This is a genomic window from Neoakkermansia glycaniphila (assembly GCF_001683795.1).
In the GTDB taxonomy this organism is placed as follows: Bacteria; Verrucomicrobiota; Verrucomicrobiia; order Verrucomicrobiales; family Akkermansiaceae; genus Akkermansia; species Akkermansia glycaniphila.
The window spans coordinates 1-22,215 of sequence record NZ_LIGX01000011.1 but is presented as its reverse complement, the minus strand read 5'-3'; the positions used below and the strand labels follow the sequence as shown (position 1 = coordinate 22,215).

The window sequence follows — 22,215 nt, the reverse complement described above, 5'->3', positions numbered from 1 at the left end:
CGGAATCAGTCGATGATTTTCAATAACCGCATGTCTTCGTCGAGGTAGGCGAATCCGGCGCTTTTGATGCCGTCGCTGAGTTTGACGCGGTAGTAGGATTCTTCGGGGATGCCGTGGCTGCGGTTGTAGGCTTTGCTGGCGGTGTAGCGGTAGACGCCGCGGATGCGGATGCCTTCCTTGAGCTGCGGCTGGAGGCTGTTGGTGACTTCCTGTACTTTGTCCGCAGCGGCGATGAAGAAGGCGCAGACGAGGCGGCTGTGTTTGTCGACGGTGATGGAGCCGAGGCTGCCGTTGACGCGGAAGTTGACGGTGGTGTCGTTGTACAGGCGGCCTTCGCTGCTGACGAGTTCGAAACCGATTTTTTCGTCAGGGGAGAGGAGGGGGGAGAGTACTTCGCGTACGTCTTCCCGGACGGTGTCGATTCCCTGGGCGTGCAGGGCAGCCGGAGCGACCATGCAGATGGAGGGGATGAGGAGTTTGATTGTGTTCATTGGTGTATGTGTATTGATTGTGATGTGGTTGCTTTACATGCGGAAGTGTTGTCCGAGGTAGATGGCGCGCGTGTGCTCGTCGTTGGCGATTTCGTGGGCGCTGCCCTGTTTGATGACTCGGCCTTCAAAGAGGATGTAGGCGCGGTCCACGATGCCGAGCGTTTCACGCACGTTGTGGTCGGTGATGAGGATGGAGAGTCCATCCGTTTCCCGCAATCCGGTGACGATTTTCTGGATGTCCTGCACGGCGATGGGGTCGACGCCGCTGAAGGGTTCGTCGAGCATCAGGAGGCGAGGGTTGGAGGCGAGGGCGCGTGCGATGGTGAGGCGGCGTTTTTCGCCGCCGGAGAGCTGGATGGCCTGAGATTTGCGGATTTTGGTGATGCCGAAGCGATCCATCAGTTCTTCCGCTTTTTCGATGCGCATTTTTTTATCGAGGTCTTTGCGCGTTTCAAGGATGGCCATGAGGTTGTCTTCAACGCTGAGTTTGCGGAAGATGGATTCTTCCTGCGGGAGGTAGCCCATGCCGAGCCGTGCGCGGAGGTGCATGGGGAGGGCGGATATTTCCTGTCCGCCGAACCGGACGGTGCCTTCATCCGGGCGGACGAGGCCTGCCACCATGTAGAAGGAGGTCGTTTTGCCTGCGCCGTTCGGGCCGAGGAGGCCGACGATTTCTCCCTGGCCCACGGTCAGGCTGACGTGGTCGACGACGCAACGGGTTTTGTAGGTTTTGCAAAGACCCGAGGCTTCGAGGAGAGGTTGTTCGGTGGCTGTGTTCACGCGGTTGGATGAGGCTCTTTTGTTGTTTTGTGGCGTTCGGGCTTGATGATCTGCGTTCGGGTTTTGTCGCTTTCGACGAAGACGCTGCCGTCCGGGTGGAGGTGGATGCAGGTGTTCGGGCCTTCGGCGCGCAGGGCGTCCTGTTCGCGGATGACGATGGCTGTGGTTCCGGTCAGGATGCCTTCGCCCGTTTTGCCGTCGATGATGATTTTGTCGCCGTACGCGCGGTACGGGCGGCCCTGCCTGTCTTTGCCGTGGACGACGACGTTGCCCTCGGCGATGAGGAATTTCATGGCTTCGAATTTGGATTCCACGTTGTCCACATTCGATGTTTTTGCCGGTTTTGCCGCAGGGGTTTGCTTGTTGTCGTCCGATGCTTCCGGTTCTTCTTCTTTTTCGAAGTGGATTTGCATCTGGTCGGTGCAATCGATGTTCAGACGCGGGTCGCGCAGGCTGATGTTGTCCAGGAAGACGATGATTCCCTGTTTGTTGTTGATGTAGGCGTCGTCCGAGGTGATGACGGTCATTTCGCCCAAGGTGATGCCGTACGGGTCGTCCTCGTTGGCAGGCGGCTGCGCTGCGGCCATTCCGTCCGGAAGGGTGCAGGCAAGGCCCAGCAGGGCGCAGAGGGTGAGGAGACGGCGGCGCATGGACGGGTTATTTTTTCTTTTTATCCTTTTTGTTTTTGTCCTGCTGCATCCGGAGGTTGTCGAGCTGGGTCGTGGATTGCTTGCCTTTGGCGTAGACGTCGCCGTTTTCGTACAAGCGGATGAAGGAGCCTTCGCCCGTGACACGCTGGGCGTTGGTGTTGTTCTGGACGACGTAGAGGTCGGTGCCCGTCAGGATGGTTTCCCCGCTTTTGTTGTCATAGGTCATTTTGTCGCCATAAGCCCGGAAGGGTTCGCCTTTTTTATTGGTGCCGCTGATGAAGACGTCGCCGTCTGCGGTAATCAGTTTGACATCGTCATAGTTGAAGTCGACGTTGGCGATGGCCGGTTCGCCTTTTCTGGGTTCTGCCGGAATCTTTTTTTTCTTTTTCGGGTCCTTGGATTCTGCAAGGTAGATTTTGAGCTGTTTTTTACAGTCGACATTGAGGCGTGCAGAGCGTACCTGTACGTTGCGGGGGTAGACGAGGAGTCCCTTTTCCTTGTCGAAATAGAAGCCGCCCTCGTTGTTGATGACCATGGTGTTCGGCCCGACGGGAGGCATGGAGACGCCGGATGCTTCTTCGACTTCCTGTGCGATGGGGGCGGCGGGGGCCGGTGCGATGTTTTGCTGGCTGCAGAAGGTGTCGATGTCGCGGTTGACGGCGGCTGCCTGCATGGCGAAGGTTTGTGCCGTGTTCTGGAGCTGTTTTCTCTGTGCAGCCATGTCGACGGTCTCCATGGAAGTTTCGCGGGCTGCTGTTTCTTCGGGTGTGAAGTCGCGTACGATGTTCGCAGGCGCAGGGTCCTGCGAGGTGATGATGCGCGGGTCTTTGTCCGGCGGCAGGTCCTGCACGAAGTCGGGCAGTAGGTCGTCCTTGCTGCCGGCTGCCGATGCGATGCCCGAAAGGAGGGCGATGGCGGTGAGGGTGCGGATCATGGTTGCTGTTTGAGTTTTTTCTGCGTGATGGATGGTAGTTTGACGACGACGCTGCCCCTGAGGTAGCCTTCCTGCTTTTTGGTGTCGAGGTGCAATTGGTCGCCGTCCGCAATGAAGCGGGGCGAGGCGATGTGGACGTGGTTTTTGGCGATGAGCAGGCCCGTGTCCTTGAAGATGCGGGCGGCATCCGTGATGATGTAGGTGATTTCGCCTGCGAGGGAGATGAGTTCCGCCTTGACCTGTTCGCATTGAAGCTCGGTTTTGCTGATGACGGTGGCTTGCGTGATGCGGGCGATGGCCGTGGTTCTGGTGCCGTCTTTCTGGGGGAGGGCGATTCCTTTGACGACACTGCCCGGTACGAGGATTTTTTCCCAGGTGTCTTCTTTTTTGCCTTTGTCCGCATCGCGTGCATCGGATGCACCGAGAACCGCGCCAACTCCGGCAAGGCCGATGCAGACGATGGTGCTCGGGATGCTGTGCAGCAGGCGGCGCATGGTCAGGAGACGGCTTGGCGGATGGCTTGCAGTTTGGCGAGGGTGGCCTCGATCTGCGCAAGGGGGATTTGGTTCGGCCCGTCGGAGAGTGCATGCGCCGGGTCTTTGTGGACTTCCATGAAGACGCCGTCGATGCCGACGGCCATGGCGGCATTGGCGAGGATGGGAGCCAGTTCGCCGTCTCCCCCGGTCGTGCCGCCGAGTCCGCCGGGACGTTGGACGGAGTGGGTGGCGTCGAAGACGACGGGGAAGCCTTCCTGTTTCATCCAGTAGAGGCCGCGCATGTCTACGACGAGGTTGTTGTATCCGAAGCTGGTACCGCGTTCGCAGAGCATGAAGTTGTCGCAACCGAAGCTGCGCATTTTGTCGGCGATGTTGGCGGTGTCCCAAGGCGCGAGGAACTGGCCTTTTTTGATGTTGACGGGGCGGCCCGTTTTGGCGCAGGCTTCGAGGAGGTCGGTCTGGCGGCAGAGAAATGCTGGGATTTGCAGGAGCTCGATGTATTCGGCCGCAATGGCGGCTTCTTCGGCCGTATGGACGTCGGTGACGACGGGGACGCCGAGTTCTTTGCCGATTTCGGCGAGGATGCGGCAGCCTTCGCGTACGCCCGGACCGCGGAACGAGGTGACGGAGGTGCGGTTGGCTTTGTCGTAGGATGCCTTGAAGAGGAAGGGTACGCCGACGCGTTCGCAGATTTCCTTCAGGCTGCGGGCCATTTCCCAGGCGAAGTCTTCCTGTTCCAATGCACACGGGCCGAGGATGTAGAAGGGCTGTTCGCCTCCGATTTCGATGTTTTGGATAAGAAAGGACATGGCTGGTATGAAATTGTTGAACACACGGTGCCCGATTCGTCTTCTCAAGTCAAGAAGAGAATCAGGCATGGGAGCCGTGCTCCGTGCGGGTTGTGTGCGGGTGGTTTATCTGTCGACGGTGGCGCCGAGGAGCTGGGGAGTCAGTTTGTTGATTCCTTCTTCGGCGAAGTCGGAGGAGGGGTAGATGGCGCGGGCTTTGAGGTACCATGCCAATGCTGTGCCGTATTCGCCCAGCCCTTCTTTTTCCTGTGCGCTTTTCAGTGCGGTGATGAGGCCGGCGGCCGCCGGAGTGACGCTTTCGAGGGCGCGGCTGAGTTTTTCATCTTCGGAGAAGCGCTGTTCGGCGCGTTTTTTGGAGAGGAGTTCGTAGGCGACAAAGGCTCCGTAAGTGCGGTCTTTGCGTACGTATTCTTCAGCGGCGGCGATGGTTTGGTCGAGTTCGGCGATGTTGGAGGCGATCTGGTCGAGTGAGGTCAGGAGTTCTTCATCGGAGTAGATGGCTTCCATGTATTTTCTCTTGTTTTCAAGGAGGTAGCGGAATTTCTTTTCGTCGAGCAGGCGGCGGTATTCCTTGCGGAGCTGGCCGTACTCATCGACTTTGTCGTCGAATTGGGCAAGGCCCTGTTCCGCTTCGGTGAGGGCGGGGTTTTTGGGCCAGATGGATGCCGCTTTGGCGATTTCGTCGTTGAATTTGGCTTCGTCGCCGTTTTTAAGGGCGTTTTTGGCGTTGCGCAGGGCGAGGTTGCTGGCCTTGGTTTGTGCACTGATGTAGCCCGATGCGGCGCTGTCGTCGAAGTCCGTGTCGGTTTCCTTGAGGTGGTTCATGAGTTTGGTGGCCTGGTCGTAGTCCCGGCTGTTGATGCTCATGATGAGGCGTTGACGCGTGGTCCAGTAGTCGTATATTTTCTGTTTTTCCTCGAGGGGGAAGGTGATGAGCGGCTGGAGGAATTCTCCTGTCGCGTAGGCTTCCAGCAGGCGTGCGGTGGCAGCTCCGCGTTTGTTCTGGGCGAGGAGGAGTCGTACGCTGGCGATAGCTTTTTCGGCGTCGACGCGTACGGTGGAGGCGATGGAGTCGAGGGATGCGACGGTGGGGGGCATGCCGGCTACGTCGCCGAAGGCTTTGTCTGCATCGGATCCTTCCTTGATGCGCAGGCGGCTGTCGCCGTCGGCGAAGATGAAGCGGTAGGCGCGAGACCCGATGATGACGTGGTCGAAGCGGCGCTGCATGAAGAGCTGGACGAGGAGGGATTGGTACTGGACTTTGGCGAAGGCCGCGTCCTTGATGTTGGCCATTTTATTTTCCGCCCGGATGGCTTTGATTTCAGCTTCCAGGGTCATGTTGGTGGCGATGGCCTGAAGGTTTTTCTTGGAGCGCTTCTGGACGACCTGGCCCTTACTGTTCATTTTGTCGGCGACCTGGTTGTTGTTGTCCCATTCGTTGCGTTTGGACGCGAGTTTGGCGGCGTCGTCTTTCAGTTCTTCGTTTTCCTGCGTGCGGCGTGCGATGGCGCGGGTGGAGTCCAGGGCGAGGATGATGGCGTTGCCGAGGGCGCGGCTCTGGTCTCCGTCTCCCGGGAAGGAGCTGGCAAGACGAAGGTTTTTGCCTATCTGGATGAGGGCATCCGTTTTGACGGAGCGTTCCGTCTGGGTGATGATGTCGTTGATGATGGAGCGGTAGCGCTGGGCATCGGCCGAGTTGTCGGCCGGTTCGCAGAGGTATTTTTCGAAGCGTGCGCGGACGGCTCCGTTGTTGGCGACGTCCCATTTGGCTCCCATGAAGGTGACCTGGTTGTTGTTCGGGTCCATCAGGGGGATTTCATTGCCGAAGAGGGAGCGGTCGTCCTGTTTTTGCGGCGCGGAGGAGGGGGTGGTGACGATCTGGTCCTGCGCAGGGCCGGACGGCTGCGTCTGCGGGGCGGGAGGGGTGTAGACCTGCCCCAGAGCCGTGCCGATGCCGAAGAGGATGATGAAGTTTTTCATGTTGTCGATGGGGGGTTATTTGGGTGTGATGGTTTTGATGAGGAGGATGCCTTTGACGGTGTCTCCGTTGGCGTCCCTCCCGTTGCGGCAGAGGACTTCAAAGATGTAGGAGCTGTTGCGCGTGACGTTGACGTTGCCCGCCGCATCTTTTTTCAGGATGAGGGGGAGGCGGATGTTTTTGTCCGTGTTGCCGGCAGGGATGACGGAGAGAAGGGAGTCGTTGTCGACGGTGAGGATGTTGTCCACTTTGCCCTCGAAGATGTATCTGTTGCCGGTGATGCCGGATCCGGCATTCATGTAGGAGCTGGTGTCGAAGCGTCCCGCCGTGGTCGCCTGTTTGCCCGAGAGGCTGATGACGACAATGACGATGATGAGGACGGCGACGGGGATGCCGATGGCCAGATAGAGTTTATGTGGCGAGGCGGCTTTCTTTTTGCGTGCAGTGCGGCGTGACATAAGAGTGTGGTGGAGGTTAGTCCCATTTGGCGCGTTTGAGTCCGATGTAGGTGAGGACCATGCCGGCGATGATATGGGCGATGAGGATGTAGAAGCAGAGGTCGGCTGCCGAGAATTCGGTGTTGACGATGGCTCGGACGGCCTGTTTGATGTTTTCCGCCAGTCCTCCTTCGATGCTGCCGGACCATGCCCAGTAGGCCGAGATGAAGGGGTGGACGATGGGTTCGAGGATGTTCGGGAGGGCAAGTACGGCGCCCGAGAGGGGGAGCTGGAAGCCGACGAGGTAGATGCTGAGGAGGGATGCCTGGTCCGGAGTGCGCGAGAGGGCGGAGATGCCGAGGCATACGGAGGTCATGGCCGCATTGGCGAGGATGAGGAAGCCGAGGTGGGTCATGCTGTCTCCCCGGTAGGGCCACCACCATTCGACGAAGGCGAACATCCATAGGGATTGGACGAGGACGAGGATGCCGAGGAAGGCGTATTTGCTCATCATGTAAGCGCCGGTGCCGACTCCGGCGAATTTTTCCTTTTCGACGATGAGGCGTTCTCCTGCGATTTCCCGTGCGGCGTTGTTGGAGCCCATGAGGCCGAGGAGGATGACTTCGAACATGATGATGCCGGAGACGGCGGAGCCGACTTTGGCCCGGTTTTCCTGTACGTCCTGCGCCTGCTGGATTTCTGTGGTGAGGTTCTGGCTGCGTTCGGCGGTGAATTGGATGATTTGTTCCTGCCCCTTGGAGGAGAAGAGGGATACCATGATGGGGAAGATGAGGATCATGGCGATTTGCAGCATGAGCTGCGTGCGGTCGCGGGAGAGGATTTTCCAGCGGCGGGAGAAGAGTGTCCAGAATTGGCTGAAGGCACCGGGCTGTGAGGGTTTGCCGGGCAGTTCTTCTTCGTTTTCATCGGCGATGGCGACGGAGCGTTTGGCCGCGGGAGCGGGTGTTCCGGTTTCGCGCAGTTTGTGTTCGCGTTCGGTGTCGAGCCGTTCGTAGTAGGATTCCCGGTGTTTGATCCAGGATTGTTTCCAGTCGGCGGGTTTCCGGAGGGCGAGTTTGGGGTAGATTTCTTCGAGGTTGCCGGTGCTGAAGTAGTGGCCGATGGTGCGGGGCGATCCGTGGTAGGCGATGCAGCCCTGGTGGAGGACCATGATGGAGTCGTACATGTCCATGTCCGCGAGGCTGTGGGTGACGGAGATGACGATGCGTCCGTCTTTGCGCGCCAGGTCGTGGAGCAGGGTCATGATTTCCTTTTCCGAGCGGGGGTCAAGGCCGGAGGTGACTTCGTCGCAGAGGAGGATGCGGGGGGAGGAGACGAGTTCCATCGCGAGGGCGAGGCGTCGTTTCTGGCCTCCGGAGAGGTGTTTGACCTGGCGGTCGGCGATTTCGGAGAGTCCGGTTTCATCAAGGGCTTTGTCGATGATGTCGTCGAGTTCGTCTTCGGAGTCGAAGCGGCAGCGGAGGCGTGCGGCGCTTTCGATGCTTTCATCGACGGTGAGTTGGTCGTAGGCGATGCTGAACTGGGGTACGTATCCGATTTCGTCCGGCTCGAAGTCTCCGTCTTCCGCGAGGTTGCGGCCGTTCCAGCAGAAGTGGCCGTCCGTTTCGGTGATGATGCCGGCGATGGTTTTGAGAAGGGTGGTTTTGCCGCATCCCGAAGGGCCGACGATTGCCATGAAGTGCCCTTCCGGAATGCAGAAGTCGACCCCATTCAGGAGGAGGAGCGGTTCTTCTTCCTGTTCGATTTCATAACAAACGTTTTTTGCCTCAAGCATACTTGAATTTGTTTATCATACAGGCGCGGATTCGTCGAGAAGAAAGTGGAGAGTGCTATCGACAAATAGCGGGGACCGGGGCGTTGTTACACTGTTGAGACGTTGTTGCAAAGTTGTGATTTTGGTGCGGCCGTTTCATCTTGTTTGCCGGTGTTGTGCCCGATACAGTGGGGGTTGTTCCCCTTGAGGGGAGTTTTCAAACCAATCAACAATCAACCCCAATTAAAATTATGTCACTCCATATTGAAATGATTCCCGAAGCGGAAGCCGAGATGAAAAGGGCTTGCCGCCGCGATCGCCTCGCTTCCGTTGCCGTGTCCCTGACGAGCTGTTTTCTGGGAGGCCTTGCGCTGTATTTGACGGTCAAGCTTTTCGAGTCGCCTGAATCGGCGACGTTCCAACCCTATGTTCCGGTGCAGGAGGCTTTGCCGCCGACCCCTCAACCCCGAGTGAAGGAGGTGCATGCGCAACTGTCCGGCGCTTCGCCGAATATAGCTCCCGATATTGCGGTTGCCTTTACTGCCGGGCCAGTGTCGCTGCCTGTCGTGGATGTGCCGAACGATAGCGAGATGTTCGGCCAGGGGATTTCACTGGGCGCCGGGTTCGGCTCCGGAACTTTGGGAGACGGTATCGGTACGGGTACCGGCGGCCTTGGCACGGAGAATGCCGGAGGTTCGACGCTGGAAGGTTCGTTTTATGATTTGAAGCAGACGGCGGCCGGCGCGTCGACGGGTATGAATCCCGGCAATTGCAAGAAGATTCTGCAGGAGTTTGTGACGACGGGCTGGAACAAGAGTATGCTGTCCAAGTATTTCATGGCTCCGACGAAGTTGTACACGTCATGCTTCTACATGCCGGTGAGCAAGGCGGCCGAAGCACCCTATGCCTACAAGGTGGAGGATAAGGTGCAGCCCAGCATGTGGGCGGCGGTGTACCGCGGCAGGGTCGTGGCGCCGAAGACCGGGAAGTTCCGGTTTGTCGGCTACGGGGACGACGCTCTCGTCGTGAGGTTCAATGGCAAGAATGTGTTCGATTACGGCTGGGAGCACATTACGTCCGGCAGGATGATGGGCGGACAGCCCGGGAATCGTGCCGAATTGAAGGACGATAAGGGCGAACCGAGGAAGTTCTACAAGTACACGAAAGCCGGGCACGACTGGAATGAGGGCGCCGGAGGGATGTGTTCGGGTGATGTGTTTTCAGTCGAGGTCGGCAAGAGCTACCCGATCGAGGTGATGATTTCGGAGATTCCCGGCGGCAAGTTCGGTTTCGTGCTGTTGATCGAAGATGTCGATTCTCCGCCGGCGCAGAAGGACGGGACGGGATCTCCGATTTTCCAGCTGTTCCGTACGAATTTTGCAGAGCCGAATGTGGACGAACTTTACAAGAATATGAAGGAGCCGCTGCCCGGCGAACGTTCGGAGGTGCCTTACGATAAGGATTGCCTGATTTGGCAGTCCATATAAAGCCGGATATTCCGTGCAGGATTTCAAGGCCGGGGATCTTTTTCCCGGCCTTTTTCATTTTGGTCGCATCGTTGTTCTATCATTATTTTTTTTGTTGGCGTGGCTGGAAGGTTTGTATAATAAGGGTTGTTACACTCTTGTGATTTTTCTTGTCCATTTTCTGCTTGTCCAACAGAGTACATTTGATACATTGAAAACGGACACGGCATGATGCCGTGTGATTTACGATTTATGAAACACTAAATGATAATTTTATATGTCTCTGCATATTGAAATGACACCGGAGGCGGAAGCCGAATTGAAACGGACGGTTCAGCGGAACCGTTTGTCGTCGATCTCCATTGCGGTCTTGTGCTGCTTTCTTGGCGGCTTGACCTTGTATTTGACGGTCAAGCTGTTCGAAGAGCAGGAGCCCGCCGCGCTGACGAACTATACGCCTCCGCTGGAAGATCTTCCTCCGACCAAGCAGCCGGTGACGAAGCAGTTGCAGTCCCGCCCGGCGAGCGCGTCCTCGAGCGTGGCGCCCAGTGTGGTGGTGGCCGCTGCAGCGGGGCCCGTGGCAATGGCCGAAGTGGACGTGCCGACGGACAGCATGGATTTCGGCACGGGCATGGAGCTCGGCGTGGGCTTCGGCACGGGCGGTCTCGGCGACGGGATCGGTTCGGGCGGTACGGGCCTTGGTACGGAACAGGCCGGAGGTTCGACGCTGGAAGGTGTGTTTTACGATCTGAAGCAGACGACGTCCGGAGCTCCTACGGGAGTTGGCAATCAGGGAGCGCTTGATATCGTGCGGGATTTCGTGCGTGCCGATTGGAATAAGAGCGTTTTGTCCAAATATTTCCAGGCGCCGACCAAATTGTACACGTCCTGCTTCTACATGCCTCTTTGCCAGGCCGAGGAGGCTCCGCACGCCTACAAGGTGGAGGACAAGGTGCAGGCTACGCGCTGGTGTGCCATCTATCGTGGCAAGGTGAAGGCGCCGAAATCAGGCAGGTTCCGTTTCGTCGGTCTGGGCGACGATGCCATTGCCGTGCGTTTCAATAACAAGCTGGTTCTGGATTACGGATGGCACAGCCTGCTGAACGGCACATGGGGCAACCCCGGCGCCCGTGCGGGGTTGCAGAAGCAACTGGAGGATGCCAAGGAAGAGCCTTTAAAGCTATTTTCATATCCGGGTAATGGCGCATGGAATAACGATCTTGGCGGGTTGGGCGCCGGACTGACATTCTCTGTCAAGGAGGGCCAGACGTATCCGATCGAAGTGCTGATTACGGAAATTCCCGGCGGTGTGTTCGGTTTCGTTCTGCTGATCGAAGATCTGGATAATCCGTCCGCGCTCAAGGATTCGAACGGTACGCCGATTCTTCAATTGTTCCGCACGAATTTTGCCGAGCCGAGTTCCGAAGAACTTTACAAGAATATGAAGTTCCCCAATGGCAGTACGGGGCGGACGAATGTGCCGTACGACAAGGACAGCCTGATCTGGCAGTCCGTGTAGGCGTTGTTGACAGAGAAAGATATGCAGGCTGCGGTGATCCCGCAGCCTTTTTTTGGCTCGGAAGCCGGATGCGGCAGTTTCGAGGAAGGGTCGGATAGGTATTTGGCTGGTATGGAGTTTCGTGTTCTGATTATTGCAATATATTTATTTTTAGAGGATATGTGGTCTTGTTTTCCCTGTTGTGCGTCCTAGGGATTTTCTTCTTGAGAACTACAATTCATTTGGTAAATTTATGCGCGCCTGCAATTTTAATTGTATTTCGGGCGAATGAGCGGAAAATGCCAAGGAATCAGTTTATATGTCACTCCATGTTGAAATGACGCCGGAGGCGGAAGCCGAATTGAAACGGACGGTTCAAAGGAATCGCCTGTCATCGATTGCAATCGCGGTTTTGTGCTGTTTCCTTGGGGGGCTGACGCTGTATCTGACGGTCAAGCTGTTTGAAGAGCAGGAGCCAGCTGCGCTGACGACCTATACGCCTCCTCTTGAAGATCTTCCTCCGACCAAGCAGCCGGTGACGAAGCAGTTGCAGTCCCGCCCGGCGAGCGCGTCCTCAAGCGTGGCTCCGAGTGTAGTGGTGGCCGCTGCGGCGGGCCCTGTGGCGATGGCCGAAGTGGACGTGCCGACGGACAGCATGGATTTCGGCACAGGCATGGAGCTCGGCGTGGGCTTCGGTACGGGCGGTCTCGGCGACGGGATCGGTTCGGGCGGTACGGGCCTCGGTACGGAACAGGCCGGAGGTTCGACGCTGGAAGGGACGTTTTACGATCTGAAGCAGACGACGTCAGGTGCGCCGACGGGGATGACGCCCGCTTTGTGTAAAAAGATACTTGGTGATTTCAATGCCAGCGGCTGGAGCAAGAGCGTGCTTTCCAAGTACTATCAGGCACCGACGAAACTTTATTCCTCCTGCTTCTATTTGCCGATCTGCAAGGCCGACGAAGCTCCCTATGCCTACAAGGTGGAAGACAAGGTGAAGCCCAGCATGTGGGCAGCGATCTATCGCGGCAAGGTGAAGGCTCCGAAGACCGGGAAGTTCCGTTTTGTAGGACTGGGCGACGATTTGCTGGCTGTGCGCTTCGGCAACAAGACGGTGTTCGACTTTGGTTATTCAAGTCTGGTCTCCGGTAAGAAGCTGAGCCTGATTGCTGCGAACCGCGCTGAACTGAAGGATGACAAGGGGCAAAAGCGCCAGTTCTACAAGTACAGTACCGCCGGATCTGCCTGGAATGATGAGTTGGACGGGCTTTGCACGGGCGACGTGTTCGAGGTGAAGGAGGGGCAGACGTACCCAATCGAATTGCTGATTTCGGAATTGCCGGGCGGCTATTTCGGCTTCGTTCTCCTGATCGAGGATATGGATTCTCCGCCTACGAAGAAGGATGGCATGGGCTCGCCGATTTTCCAGCTGTTCCGTACGAATTTCGCCGAACCGAATACGGAGGAATTGTACAAAAACATGAAGGTGCCCGGCGAGCGTCGCTCGAATGTGCCGTACGATAAGGATAGCTTGATCTGGCAGTCCGTTTAGGCATGGTTGCCCACGAATGATGTTCCGGCTGCGAGCAGTCCGGCAGCCTTTTTTGTCGCGCTGAAAGCTTGGTGTGGCCATTTCGAGGTAGGGAGTATTGAGGGATGACATGCCCGAAGTGCTGCTTTTTGATGTTTGTAAGATGTTCATTTTTAATGAAAAAATTACTGCTGTTACATTCTTGTGATTCTTGTTCATGATTTTCTGCTTGTACCTTGCAATGCATTTGGTACATTGATGCCCGTCTGTGGCGGGAGGCGTGTCGCAGAAGCATTATCAAGTTCAAGCATTAAGGAATTAATCACATGTCACTCCATATTGAAATGACGCCGGAGGCGGAAGCCGAATTGAAGCGTACTGTCCAGCGGAACCGTTTATCATCCATAGCCATTGCCGTTTTGTGCTGTTTTTTGGGAGGTTTGACCTTGTATTTGACGGTCAAGCTGTTCGAAGAGCAGGAGCCTGCGGCTCTGACGACCTATACGCCTCCTCTTGAAGATCTTCCTCCGACCAAGCAGCCGGTGACGAAGCAACTGCAGTCTCGCCCGGCGAGCGCGTCCTCAAGTGTGGCTCCGAGTGTGGTGGTGGCCGCTGCGGCGGGCCCTGTGGCGATGGCTGAAGTGGATGTGCCGACGGACAGCATGGATTTCGGTACGGGCATGGAGCTCGGCGTGGGCTTCGGTACGGGCGGTCTTGGCGACGGGATCGGTTCGGGCGGTACGGGCCTCGGTACGGAACAGGCTGGAGGTTCGACGCTGGAAGGGACGTTTTACGATCTGAAGCAGACGACGTCCGGTGCGCCGACCGGGATGAACCCCGAGATGTGTAAAAAAGTTCTCAGCGAATTCAATTCCAGCGGCTGGAGCAAGAGCGTGCTTTCCAAGTACTATCAGGCACCGACGAAGCTTTATTCCGCCTGTTTCTACATGCCGATCTGCAAGGCCGACGAAGCTCCCTATGCCTACAAGGTGGAAGACAAGGTGAAGCCCAGCATGTGGGTAGCCGTCTACCGCGGCAAGGTGAAGGCCCCGAAGACCGGGAAGTTCCGTTTCGTAGGGCTGGGTGACGACTCTCTGGCTGTGCGCTTCGGCAATAAGACGGTGTTCGACTATGGCTGGTCGAGCGTATCGTCCGGCAAGATGCTGGGCGGCAATGCGGCGAACCGTGCCGAATTGAAGGATACCAAGGGGCAGGGCCGCCAGTTCTACAAGTACAGCACGGCCGGAGCCGACTGGAACAATAACCTGGACGGGCTTTGCACGGGCGACGTGTTCGAGGTGAAGGAGGGGCAGACCTATCCGATCGAACTTCTGGTTTCGGAAGTGCCCGGCGGTTATTTCGGCTTCGTTCTCCTGATCGAGGATATGGATTCTCCGCCTACGAAGAAGGATGGCATGGGCTCGCCGATTTTCCAGCTGTTCCGTACGAACTTCGCCGAACCGAATACGGACGAATTGTACAAGAACATGAAGGTGCCCGGCGATCGCCGTTCGGATGTGCCGTACGATAAGGATAGCCTGATCTGGCAGTCCGTGTAAGGTTGGCAAAAGGACAATGATATTCAGGCTGCGGCAATCCCCGCAGCCTTTTTATTGTCGCGGCGGGGCGCCGGATAGGTTGTGGGGGCAGAGAGCACTCCGGAGCATGACCGGGTTGGAGTATCGTGTAATGCTGTGGTTAATATGTTCATTTTCAAGATAAATGTGATTTTTGTGACGCTTTTGTGATTGTTCTCTGAGATTTTCTGCTTGTCCAACAGTGTACATTTGGTACATTGAAATACGGGCACGGTGTGGAGGTACATGCCGTAAAATTATCACATATCAAGAAACGATTCCATATGTCACTCCATATTGAAATGACTCCGGAGGCGGAAGCCGAACTGAAACGTACCGTTCAGCGGAACCGTTTATCGTCGATCGCCATTGCCGTTTTGTGCTGTTTTTTGGGAGGCTTGACCTTGTATTTGACGGTCAAGCTGTTCGAAGAACAGGAGCCCGCCGCGCTGACGAACTATACGCCTCCGCTGGAAGATCTTCCTCCGACCAAGCAGCCGGTGACGAAGCAGTTGCAGTCCCGCCCGGCGAGCGCGTCCTCAAGCGTGGCGCCCAGCGTGGTGGTGGCTGCTGCAGCGGGCCCCGTCGCGATGGCCGAGGTGGATGTGCCGACGGATAGCATGGATTTCGGCACGGGCATGGAGCTCGGCGTGGGTTTCGGCACGGGCGGTCTTGGCGACGGGATCGGCTCCGGTGGCACGGGCCTTGGTACGGAACAGGCCGGAGGTTCGACGATTGAAGGTACGTTTTACGACCTGAAGCAGACGTCGTCCGGCGCCCCGACGGGGATGACGCCCGGCAATTGTAAAAAGATTCTTCAGGAGTTCATCACGACCGGCTGGAGCAAGAGCATGCTTTCCAAATATTATGTGGCTCCGACCAAGCTCTATGTGTCCTGCTTTTATATGCCGGTGAGCAAGGCTTCGGAAGCTCCCTACGCCTACAAGGTGGAGGATAAGGTGAAGCCCAGCATGTGGGCTGCCATTTATCGCGGCAAAGTGGTTGCTCCGAAGACCGGGAAATTTCGCTTCGTCGGTTACGGTGACGATGCCCTCGTCGTGCGCTTCAACGGCAAGAATGTATTCGACTACGGTTGGGAACATCTCACTTCCGGTAAGATGATGGGCGGTCAGCCTGGAAATCGCGCTGAGTTGAAGGATGATAAGGGAGAGCCGAGAAAGTTCTACAAGTACACGAAAGCAGGGCACGACTGGAACGAGAGTGCGGGCGGTATGTGTTCGGGTGATGTTTTCTCCGTGCAGCAGGGTAAGAGCTATCCGATGGAAGTCTTGATTTCGGAAATTCCGGGCGGCAAATTCGGCTTCGTTCTCCTGATTGAAGATGTCGATACGCCTTCGACGCTGAAGGATGGAACGGGCTCCCCGATCTTCCAGTTGTTCCGTACGAATTTTGCAGAGCCGAATGTAGATGAGCTTTACAAGAATATGAAAGAGCCGTTGCCCGGCGAACGCTCTGAAGTGCCCTATGACAAGGACAGTCTGATCTGGGCCGGGGAAGCAGCGTAAGAATCGAAAGACAATTTCCTGTATGATGAGGTAAAGCCGCGGCTCTGCTGCGGCTTTACTGGATAAAGGGGGCAGTCCGGTGGTTTTCTGCTGGACTTCCCGCAGCGAATGACTAATATAAACAAAACACTGAAAATACTTACATACCATGGCCATGCACGTTGAGTCTCCTCCAAGTGTCGAGGAGGAGTTGAAATTGCTAAAAAAGCGTAATACAATATCCGCCGTATCTGTCTCTGCCGGTTCATGCCTCCTGCTGGCATTACTGCTTTGGATGGTTAAGATCCTGGTGGAAGCGCCGCAACAAGCAGAATTCGAAGGTTACGTTCCTCCCCCCGATCCTCCGTCCGAATTGCAGCGTCCTTCGATGAATCCGGCGCCCCGCCCTTCGGGAGGCAATCCGGATGTGATGACGAATGTGATCGTTTCCGTGGATACCGGTCCCATGGTGATGCCGGATATCGAAATTCCGCCGATCGAAGATACGGGCATGGGCATGAGCGAGACTGCCGGTACGGGGTTGGGAGACGGTGAAGGGGACGGCGTCGGTTCCGGAATCGGGATGGGTGGCACCGGTGGCGGAGGTTCGTCCTTCTGCGGTTCGTTTTATGACCTGAAGCAGACGAAGTCGGCGGCTCCTTCTCCTTATAAGGAGCATACCCAGGCCAATTGTGAAGGCGTGTTGAAGGAGATCAGCCATTTCTACAATTCCGGCTGGCCCAAAGGGTATTTCGACAAATATTTCAAGTCGCCTACCAATCTGTATGTGGCTTGCTTCTACATGCTTCACAGTCTGGACAAGGAAGCTCCGTATGCATACAAGGTGCAGGACAAGGTGGAGCAGTCGCGCTGGTTGGCCGTTTACTCCGGCCGCGTGAAGGCTCCGAAGTCCGGCAAATTCCGCTTTGTGGGTATTGGCGACTCCGTGCTGGCCGTGCGTTTCAACGGGAAGAATGTGCTAGCCTGCGGTTTCCATACGCTGGAAGACAATGTGTGGAACGGCAACAATCGTCCGACCTACCGGCAGGGCAAGGATTTCTATGCCTATGAAGGCTGCGACGCATGGAACAACCTGTTCGGCGGTTTCCAGGCCGGAACGCCTTTTACGGTAGAGAAGGATCAGTGGTATGAAATGGATGTGCTCGTCTCCGAAATCGGGGGGGGGGCATTCGGCTTCTGCCTGCTCATCGACGATATGGATGATACCGCAAAACCTCGGGATCGCCGTGGATCGCCGATTTTCGAACTTTTCCGTACAAGTACGGTGGAGCCTACCTCGGAAGAGGCCTATGCGCAGATTTCGTTTCCGGATGACAATATGCGGGTGGATCCTCCCTATAACAAGGATAGCCTTGTGTGGGTAGCGAAACCGTCCCGCGGCAGTTCTATTCTGAACAAGAGGCAGCCCAAGGATAAGTAAGGGCGGGCCGAGGTGCCTGTTTTGTGAAAGCCGGACGCGAGGGGCGTTCGGCTTTTCTGTTTGCGAGGCAGGCCGCTGGCAGGTGATGACGGTTCTGCGGGCAGGGTGATGATAAAAAACGGACGGGAAAGCCCCGTCCGTGGAATAAATGGTTTGCCGGAAATGACTTAGACCCAGCGCGCTCCCTTCTGGATGCTCATGACGAAGTGTTCGCGTTTGACGCGGATTTGGAGATCCGCCAGAGCATTCATGTAGTAGATGTAGCCTTCGTAAGGCGAGGGGTACGGCGTGAAGCAGTTTTCCTTCTGCATGTACTGGAAGTGGTCGGCGCTTTGCAGCTTCCGCCAGACGTGTATGAGGTCGGGATCCATCGAGTCCTTCACGGAACCTTCGAGGTTGTATATTTTGCGGATGGCTTCCTTTTGCATGTCGTTGCTGGTCCACAGCTCCATGTCGCCAGTGGCGGAGCAGGAGATGTTCTGGGGGCAATCGGCAATCGCTTTGGGTTCCAATTCGGCGACGGCCTGTCCGGGGGTGACGAAGGTGTTGCCCTGTTCAATGGCTGCGAGGATGAGGGTGCGCCAGAATTCGAAAACGCCCGTGGCATCGCTTTGCCGCTCGCCGAGGGTTTCGTAGTCCATGGCGATGTTGACGGCTTGCCCGTGTTGCTGCGTGAGCCAGTCGGCAAACGTGTAGGGAGACAGGGGGTATTCGCTCCACGCGGGATTGGTGCGGTTGTTGGCCAGGTCGTTGGAAAGTTCGCGGTTGCGGAAGAGCGTCGTGGTTTTCGAAACGGCGGGAGCGCGGTGCAAATCGTTCGTGTAGAGGTTGGGAATGGCTCCGGTGTTGCCATCCGCCATGATGCCGCTCAGCCCCATTTCTTCCGCCTGCGCTGCAATGGCGTTGGAATACAGCATGCCCGTGTTCCAGAGGACGGTGGGAGTTTGCCCGAACAGGCGATGGATGAGCTGCGTATGCTCGGCCACCTGGTCGGCGAATTCGTTCGGCGAATAGATGGATGCCAGCGAGGAGTAGTAAGGCATGGCGAGGAATTCGACATGGCCTGTATCCGCCAGTTCCCTGAACGATGTGATGAGGTCAGGGCGATGGTATTCCGCCTGCTCGAGGATGACGCCGGAAATGGCGAGAGCCATGCGGAACTGGCCGTCCGACAGTTCGATCAACCTCTTCATGAGGCGGTTGGCAGGCAGGTAGGAACGCTCGGAGACGGCGTTGAGGACGCGGGCGTTCATGTCGTCATCTTCGTAGAAAGCGTGTTCGCCGATCTTGAAGAAGTCGTACGGAATGAGCCTGTTGGGCTGATGGGCGTGGAATGTCAGGGTGATCTTCGGCATGGTCTGTGGGTGGAGGTAGGGAGGTTAACGCCTGAGTACGTGATTGTACACTCGGATGACTTTGTCTGCGGCCGTGTCCCATGTGGAAGCCTTGATGTCTTCCGTACTCTGTGCGACGACGTGCTGGTAGAGTTCTTCATCCGTAATGAGGTTGACGATGTGTTCGGCCATTTTGTTCACATCCCAGAAGTCGGCCTTGAGCGCGCCCTTCATGACTTCGGCCACGCCGGACTGCTTGGAGATGACGGCCGGGATGTGGAACTGGGCCGCTTCCAGAGCGGAGAGGCCGAACGGCTCGGAGACGGACGGCATGCAATACACATCGGTGATGCTGAGCAGTTCGTTGACTTTCTGCTTGTTCAGGAATCCGGTGAAGTGGAATTTGTCGCCCACGCCGTGGAAGGCTCCGGTTTCGATGAGCTGGCGGAGCTTTTCGCCCGTGCCGGCCATGACGAAACGCACATTGTCCGTCTTTTCGAGAACTTTGGCAGCGATTTGCAGGAAGAATTCCGGCCCCTTCTGCGCCGTGAGGCGGCCGAGGAAGAGGACGAGCTTTTCGGGAAATTTTTTCTTGCCCCGGAAGACTTCGACGGGATCTGCACCGTTGTGTACGGGGAAGATTTTGGCCGGGTCGATGGCGTAATGCCCGCTGACGACCGTGCCCGTGTATTTGCTGACGGGGATGACGGCGTCCGCCTGTTCCATGCCGTATTTCTCGATATCGTAAATCCAGCCGCGCGCATCGGCTCCGGCACGGTCGAACTGCGAAGCATGCAGATGCACGACGAGCGGTTTGCCGGTGGCTTTTTTGACTTCGACTCCGGCAAGGTAGGTCATCCAGTCGTGAGCGTGGATCACATCGAAATCCTGCTTGAGCGCCAGCTTGGCGGCAATCTTGGAGAATTCGATGACTTTGCGGGCGAGATCGCCCGCGTAGAGGTCTTCCTTGGAGGTGAAGAGGCTTAGATCCTCCCGGTGAATGCGGGAGAAGATGAGTTTGCCCTCGTGGGTGAATCTGACCACATCGGTTCCGCCTTCTTCGCTGACGTAGGGATCGAGGCTCATCGGGGCGCGCTCGACCATGGCAAAGCTTTCGTAACGGTAGCCGTCTTCGCAGGACTCGACCTCTTCAAATTGAAGATTGTTCAAGCCAAGGAGATCGAAGCCATCATACCTTGCCGAAGGATCCGCTTTGGGCACAATGACATGCAGATCCACCTTCTTGGCCAGGGCTTTGGAAAGCCCCATGCAGGCAACGCCGAGACCACCGTTGATCAGCGGCGGGAATTCCCAGCCCAATTCAAGTACTTTGATTCTGTTCATGTCGATAGAGGGATGTAAAAGAGTGAATAATATAAAATACGCTTTTGTTTCGCCTTCCATTGAAAACCACCCGGCCCGGAATGTCGAGATGAAAGTGGTTCTTGTTTGAAAAAATATCGTAAGAAAACAAAAGAGTTACGCGTATCAATGCGTAACCCTCTGTCATAATTTCCTCTTGAGGGAGGAAACCGCTGTCGTTTTCTTGAGGAAAACCTGAAGACGGATGCAGGATTAATCCTGCTGCTGCTGTTGTTGGCCTAGCGCCTCGCGAATATCTTGAAGCGCTGCGATGAAATCGTCGAGGATTTCGGCTGGCACCATGATGCGGTCGCGATTGGAGCTTACCTTTTCTGTAATGCGAACCACATGGCCGCGTGCATTCTTTTTGAGATCCAGGAAAAAAGTCTTGCGATCCGTGATGAGTTTTTCCGTGCAAATTACGTCGTCGTCCACTGTATGTATATACCTCCGGTAAAGTTTAATTGTTGAACTTGACTACGATAGCATTCCTGCAAATATAGTCAATCCTTATTTTTATGCCGGGTCCAGATATCCATGATGAATGTGGTAGCGTTCGGATGGGCGCTCGTCGTATCCTTGGTAATTTTCGTGTCGACTTTCCAGAAGACGAAATCCGACAGCGCCGCTTGCTGAAAGCCGGGTGTGTCGATGAAGTCTCAAGAGGCGCGTGAAAGCTGTGGGGATGTCGTGGCATGCCACGGCTTGTGGCGCAGAAGCATATTGACCTTGGATCGCAGAAATGCTATATGGGAATCCTATGTATGAACGTCTGCTGATTTTGCCCGTGTTTGGTGCGATGATCGCTTGTGTCTCCTGTGCGGCGTCGCCTGGTGCAGTGAAACCGGCGGTGTCGACCCAGAGAAGGATTGTGCATGTGAAGGATGCTGCGCGTGATGCGCGCTTGCATGCATCGCTGCAGGAGGAAGGGCTGAGTATTTCCTTTCGTGAAGAGGGCAAGCTGGTAAGTAAACCGCTCGCGGTCGGCGACAAAGAGCAGGTGCGAATGCTGATGAAGAAGGCTTCTCCTTTTACGTACGAGCCTATGGGCATCTCGCCGCATCCCAAGCCTTTCGATTTTGTGCTCGTCTGCGGGCAGAATGAACAGCTCGGCGGTTTTGTGCATGATGACCGCGTCTCTTTCTGGATGGTGGATGTGCCTGATGCGGATGCCATGGCGCTGAAGCCTGTGTTGGCCCCGTATTTGGGGTAAGGTATCGATTTCGGCAATACTCCTTCCTGAAAGGCGGAAGAGCTGCCTAACCCATGAGAAAAGGATGAAAAGTGAAACAGTCGCTTGATACGGTCCGCTATCTTGATCGTGCCTGGGGCTGTCTCGTGCGCGCGTAATCGCGACAAAGAAACAAGTGCATCTGTATCGGAGGAACAGAATGCCGAGCGAGAAACCTGCGGATGCAGGAAGGATCGGCAATGTTGCCAATAAGCGCGCCTGGTGATAAGCGTATTCAGAGAACATGGAAAGCCTGGATACCTAAAGAGAGGTTTCTCATGCTGAATTCGGCGAGATATAGTTCTGATATCGCAATAAAGACTCCGAAAAAGGGGGTAAAGAGGCAGGTGCTTGTGAATCCCCTCCCATGTTTCGTCAAAGAAATCATAAAAAGTAAAAAACGTATAAATTGTTCAAGGCTAGCAGTTATGGTGGTATATTGAGGGTGGTTTGAAGGGGATGAGGAGAAAAAAAGAGTGAAAAAACCTTGACGTGAGAGAAAAAAAGAGTAAACTCTCCTCACCCCACTACGGGGCGCCGCGAAAGACGCGACACGGAACGAACCGGAAGCCGGCAAGGCAAGGGCGAGTGAGAGTGAAGCGAGGGCCGCGGGCAAACTCTTCAGGAGAAGAGGCGAACACTTTACAGGAAAGACTTTCGAAGTGCTGAAGCCGGGAGACCGGCAGCGAGGAGACGAAACCTTGCGGAGAGCACTTGAGAGGAGGAAAAAGAGAGAGGAAAAAGTCGTGACGCACGCCGTGCTGAACTAGGCGAAGACCCGTTCCGAAAGGGATGGAGAGCAGGGGACGCATGGCATCCGCAGAATCGAAAGATTCGAGCGGAAACCAGCAATTTCTAAAAAATATAATATGGAGAGTTTGATTCTGGCTCAGAACGAACGCTGGCGGCGTGGATAAGAC

At 56.2% G+C, this 22,215-nt stretch carries 19 protein-coding genes; 7 read left to right on the top strand and 12 right to left on the bottom strand.

Annotated elements, in window-relative coordinates:
- Positions 1 to 5 precede the first annotated feature (5 nt).
- The 9 genes from AC781_RS03105 to AC781_RS03065 all read right to left on the bottom strand — a co-directional run bounded on the left by AC781_RS03105 (position 6) and on the right by AC781_RS03065 (position 8,371).
- Positions 6 to 491, bottom strand: coding sequence for a hypothetical protein (locus AC781_RS03105; RefSeq protein ID WP_067773359.1), 486 nt, complete (start codon positions 489 to 491; stop codon positions 6 to 8).
- A 33-nt stretch (positions 492 to 524) separates the two neighbouring features.
- A complete protein-coding gene (lptB, locus tag AC781_RS03100; protein ID WP_067773355.1) occupies positions 525 to 1,271 on the bottom strand; it encodes an LPS export ABC transporter ATP-binding protein in 747 nt (248 codons plus the stop codon).
- The gene (locus AC781_RS03095; RefSeq protein WP_067773352.1) at positions 1,268 to 1,921 is read right to left on the bottom strand and encodes an LptA/OstA family protein; all 654 of its coding nucleotides are present in this window, start codon (positions 1,919 to 1,921) and stop codon (positions 1,268 to 1,270) included. The genes lptB and AC781_RS03095 overlap by 4 nt, the downstream gene beginning before the upstream one ends.
- Before the next feature lie 7 nt (positions 1,922 to 1,928).
- Entirely contained in the window at positions 1,929 to 2,855 is a 927-nt protein-coding gene (locus tag AC781_RS03090; RefSeq protein ID WP_067773349.1) for a hypothetical protein, read from the bottom strand.
- Positions 2,852 to 3,349 (bottom strand): hypothetical protein, encoded by a 498-nt coding sequence (locus AC781_RS03085; protein WP_067773346.1) that lies wholly within the window; start codon positions 3,347 to 3,349, stop codon positions 2,852 to 2,854. Before AC781_RS03085 ends, AC781_RS03090 begins: the two co-directional genes overlap by 4 nt.
- Positions 3,350 to 3,351: 2 nt before the next feature.
- The gene (gene kdsA, locus AC781_RS03080) at positions 3,352 to 4,161 is read right to left on the bottom strand and encodes a 3-deoxy-8-phosphooctulonate synthase (protein ID WP_067773343.1); all 810 of its coding nucleotides are present in this window, start codon (positions 4,159 to 4,161) and stop codon (positions 3,352 to 3,354) included.
- A gap of 105 nt (positions 4,162 to 4,266) precedes the next feature.
- Positions 4,267 to 6,141: a hypothetical protein gene (locus tag AC781_RS03075; protein WP_067773340.1), complete on the bottom strand. Its 1,875-nt coding sequence runs from the start codon at positions 6,139 to 6,141 to the stop codon at positions 4,267 to 4,269.
- A gap of 15 nt (positions 6,142 to 6,156) precedes the next feature.
- Positions 6,157 to 6,597, bottom strand: coding sequence for a hypothetical protein (locus tag AC781_RS03070; protein ID WP_067773331.1), 441 nt, complete (start codon positions 6,595 to 6,597; stop codon positions 6,157 to 6,159).
- 16 nt (positions 6,598 to 6,613) lie between these two features.
- Positions 6,614 to 8,371, bottom strand: coding sequence for an ATP-binding cassette domain-containing protein (locus tag AC781_RS03065; RefSeq protein ID WP_067773298.1), 1,758 nt, complete (start codon positions 8,369 to 8,371; stop codon positions 6,614 to 6,616).
- A 230-nt stretch (positions 8,372 to 8,601) separates the two neighbouring features.
- Between AC781_RS03065 and AC781_RS03060 the strand changes: the two genes are divergently transcribed.
- From AC781_RS03060 to AC781_RS03030, 6 genes are all read left to right on the top strand, one after another.
- On the top strand, positions 8,602 to 9,837 hold the full coding sequence (locus AC781_RS03060; protein ID WP_067773290.1) for a hypothetical protein: 1,236 nt from the start codon (positions 8,602 to 8,604) through the stop codon (positions 9,835 to 9,837).
- A gap of 256 nt (positions 9,838 to 10,093) precedes the next feature.
- Positions 10,094 to 11,335, top strand: a complete 1,242-nt coding sequence (locus tag AC781_RS03050; RefSeq protein WP_067773285.1) for a PA14 domain-containing protein — start codon at positions 10,094 to 10,096, stop codon at positions 11,333 to 11,335.
- A 298-nt stretch (positions 11,336 to 11,633) separates the two neighbouring features.
- The gene (locus tag AC781_RS03045; protein WP_141675724.1) at positions 11,634 to 12,866 is read left to right on the top strand and encodes a PA14 domain-containing protein; all 1,233 of its coding nucleotides are present in this window, start codon (positions 11,634 to 11,636) and stop codon (positions 12,864 to 12,866) included.
- Between the two features lie 305 nt (positions 12,867 to 13,171).
- The gene (locus AC781_RS03040; protein WP_141675723.1) at positions 13,172 to 14,404 is read left to right on the top strand and encodes a hypothetical protein; all 1,233 of its coding nucleotides are present in this window, start codon (positions 13,172 to 13,174) and stop codon (positions 14,402 to 14,404) included.
- A gap of 302 nt (positions 14,405 to 14,706) precedes the next feature.
- Positions 14,707 to 15,948 carry a hypothetical protein gene (locus AC781_RS03035; RefSeq protein WP_067773278.1) on the top strand — a complete coding sequence of 414 codons (1,242 nt, stop codon included), beginning with the start codon at positions 14,707 to 14,709 and terminating at the stop codon, positions 15,946 to 15,948.
- Between the two features lie 274 nt (positions 15,949 to 16,222).
- Entirely contained in the window at positions 16,223 to 17,368 is a 1,146-nt protein-coding gene (locus AC781_RS03030) for a hypothetical protein (RefSeq protein WP_067773275.1), read from the top strand.
- A gap of 167 nt (positions 17,369 to 17,535) precedes the next feature.
- On the opposite strand, the gene AC781_RS03025 is transcribed toward AC781_RS03030, so the two are convergent.
- The 3 genes from AC781_RS03025 to AC781_RS03015 all read right to left on the bottom strand — a co-directional run bounded on the left by AC781_RS03025 (position 17,536) and on the right by AC781_RS03015 (position 20,499).
- A complete protein-coding gene (locus AC781_RS03025) occupies positions 17,536 to 18,723 on the bottom strand; it encodes a glycoside hydrolase family 57 protein (protein ID WP_067773272.1) in 1,188 nt (395 codons plus the stop codon).
- 24 nt (positions 18,724 to 18,747) lie between these two features.
- A complete protein-coding gene (locus tag AC781_RS03020) occupies positions 18,748 to 20,046 on the bottom strand; it encodes a glycosyltransferase family 4 protein (RefSeq protein ID WP_067773268.1) in 1,299 nt (432 codons plus the stop codon).
- Positions 20,047 to 20,277: 231 nt separating this feature from the next.
- Positions 20,278 to 20,499 (bottom strand): RNA-binding protein, encoded by a 222-nt coding sequence (locus tag AC781_RS03015; RefSeq protein WP_067773267.1) that lies wholly within the window; start codon positions 20,497 to 20,499, stop codon positions 20,278 to 20,280.
- 325 nt (positions 20,500 to 20,824) lie between these two features.
- Here AC781_RS03015 and AC781_RS03010 point away from each other — a divergent pair, with 325 nt between their 5' ends.
- Positions 20,825 to 21,277 (top strand): hypothetical protein, encoded by a 453-nt coding sequence (locus tag AC781_RS03010; protein ID WP_067773265.1) that lies wholly within the window; start codon positions 20,825 to 20,827, stop codon positions 21,275 to 21,277.
- Positions 21,278 to 22,215 lie beyond the last annotated feature (938 nt).

Excerpts from the sequence above, each read along its gene's own strand:
- AC781_RS03030 (WP_067773275.1), top strand. The coding sequence starts at position 16,223 with ATGGTTAAGATCCTGGTGGAAGCGCCGCAACAAGCAGAATTCGAAGGT.
- kdsA (WP_067773343.1), bottom strand. The coding sequence starts at position 4,161 with ATGTCCTTTCTTATCCAAAACATCGAAATCGGAGGCGAACAGCCCTTC.
- AC781_RS03090 (WP_067773349.1), bottom strand. The coding sequence starts at position 2,855 with ATGATCCGCACCCTCACCGCCATCGCCCTCCTTTCGGGCATCGCATCG.
- AC781_RS03045 (WP_141675724.1), top strand. The coding sequence starts at position 11,634 with ATGTCACTCCATGTTGAAATGACGCCGGAGGCGGAAGCCGAATTGAAA.
- AC781_RS03105 (WP_067773359.1), bottom strand. The coding sequence starts at position 491 with ATGAACACAATCAAACTCCTCATCCCCTCCATCTGCATGGTCGCTCCG.
- AC781_RS03010 (WP_067773265.1), top strand. The coding sequence starts at position 20,825 with ATGTATGAACGTCTGCTGATTTTGCCCGTGTTTGGTGCGATGATCGCT.
- AC781_RS03085 (WP_067773346.1), bottom strand. The coding sequence starts at position 3,349 with ATGCGCCGCCTGCTGCACAGCATCCCGAGCACCATCGTCTGCATCGGC.
- AC781_RS03060 (WP_067773290.1), top strand. The coding sequence starts at position 8,602 with ATGTCACTCCATATTGAAATGATTCCCGAAGCGGAAGCCGAGATGAAA.
- AC781_RS03095 (WP_067773352.1), bottom strand. The coding sequence starts at position 1,921 with ATGCGCCGCCGTCTCCTCACCCTCTGCGCCCTGCTGGGCCTTGCCTGC.
- AC781_RS03065 (WP_067773298.1), bottom strand. The coding sequence starts at position 8,371 with ATGCTTGAGGCAAAAAACGTTTGTTATGAAATCGAACAGGAAGAAGAA.
- AC781_RS03075 (WP_067773340.1), bottom strand. The coding sequence starts at position 6,141 with ATGAAAAACTTCATCATCCTCTTCGGCATCGGCACGGCTCTGGGGCAG.
- AC781_RS03050 (WP_067773285.1), top strand. The coding sequence starts at position 10,094 with ATGTCTCTGCATATTGAAATGACACCGGAGGCGGAAGCCGAATTGAAA.
- AC781_RS03020 (WP_067773268.1), bottom strand. The coding sequence starts at position 20,046 with ATGAACAGAATCAAAGTACTTGAATTGGGCTGGGAATTCCCGCCGCTG.
- AC781_RS03040 (WP_141675723.1), top strand. The coding sequence starts at position 13,172 with ATGTCACTCCATATTGAAATGACGCCGGAGGCGGAAGCCGAATTGAAG.
- AC781_RS03070 (WP_067773331.1), bottom strand. The coding sequence starts at position 6,597 with ATGTCACGCCGCACTGCACGCAAAAAGAAAGCCGCCTCGCCACATAAA.
- AC781_RS03035 (WP_067773278.1), top strand. The coding sequence starts at position 14,707 with ATGTCACTCCATATTGAAATGACTCCGGAGGCGGAAGCCGAACTGAAA.
- AC781_RS03025 (WP_067773272.1), bottom strand. The coding sequence starts at position 18,723 with ATGCCGAAGATCACCCTGACATTCCACGCCCATCAGCCCAACAGGCTC.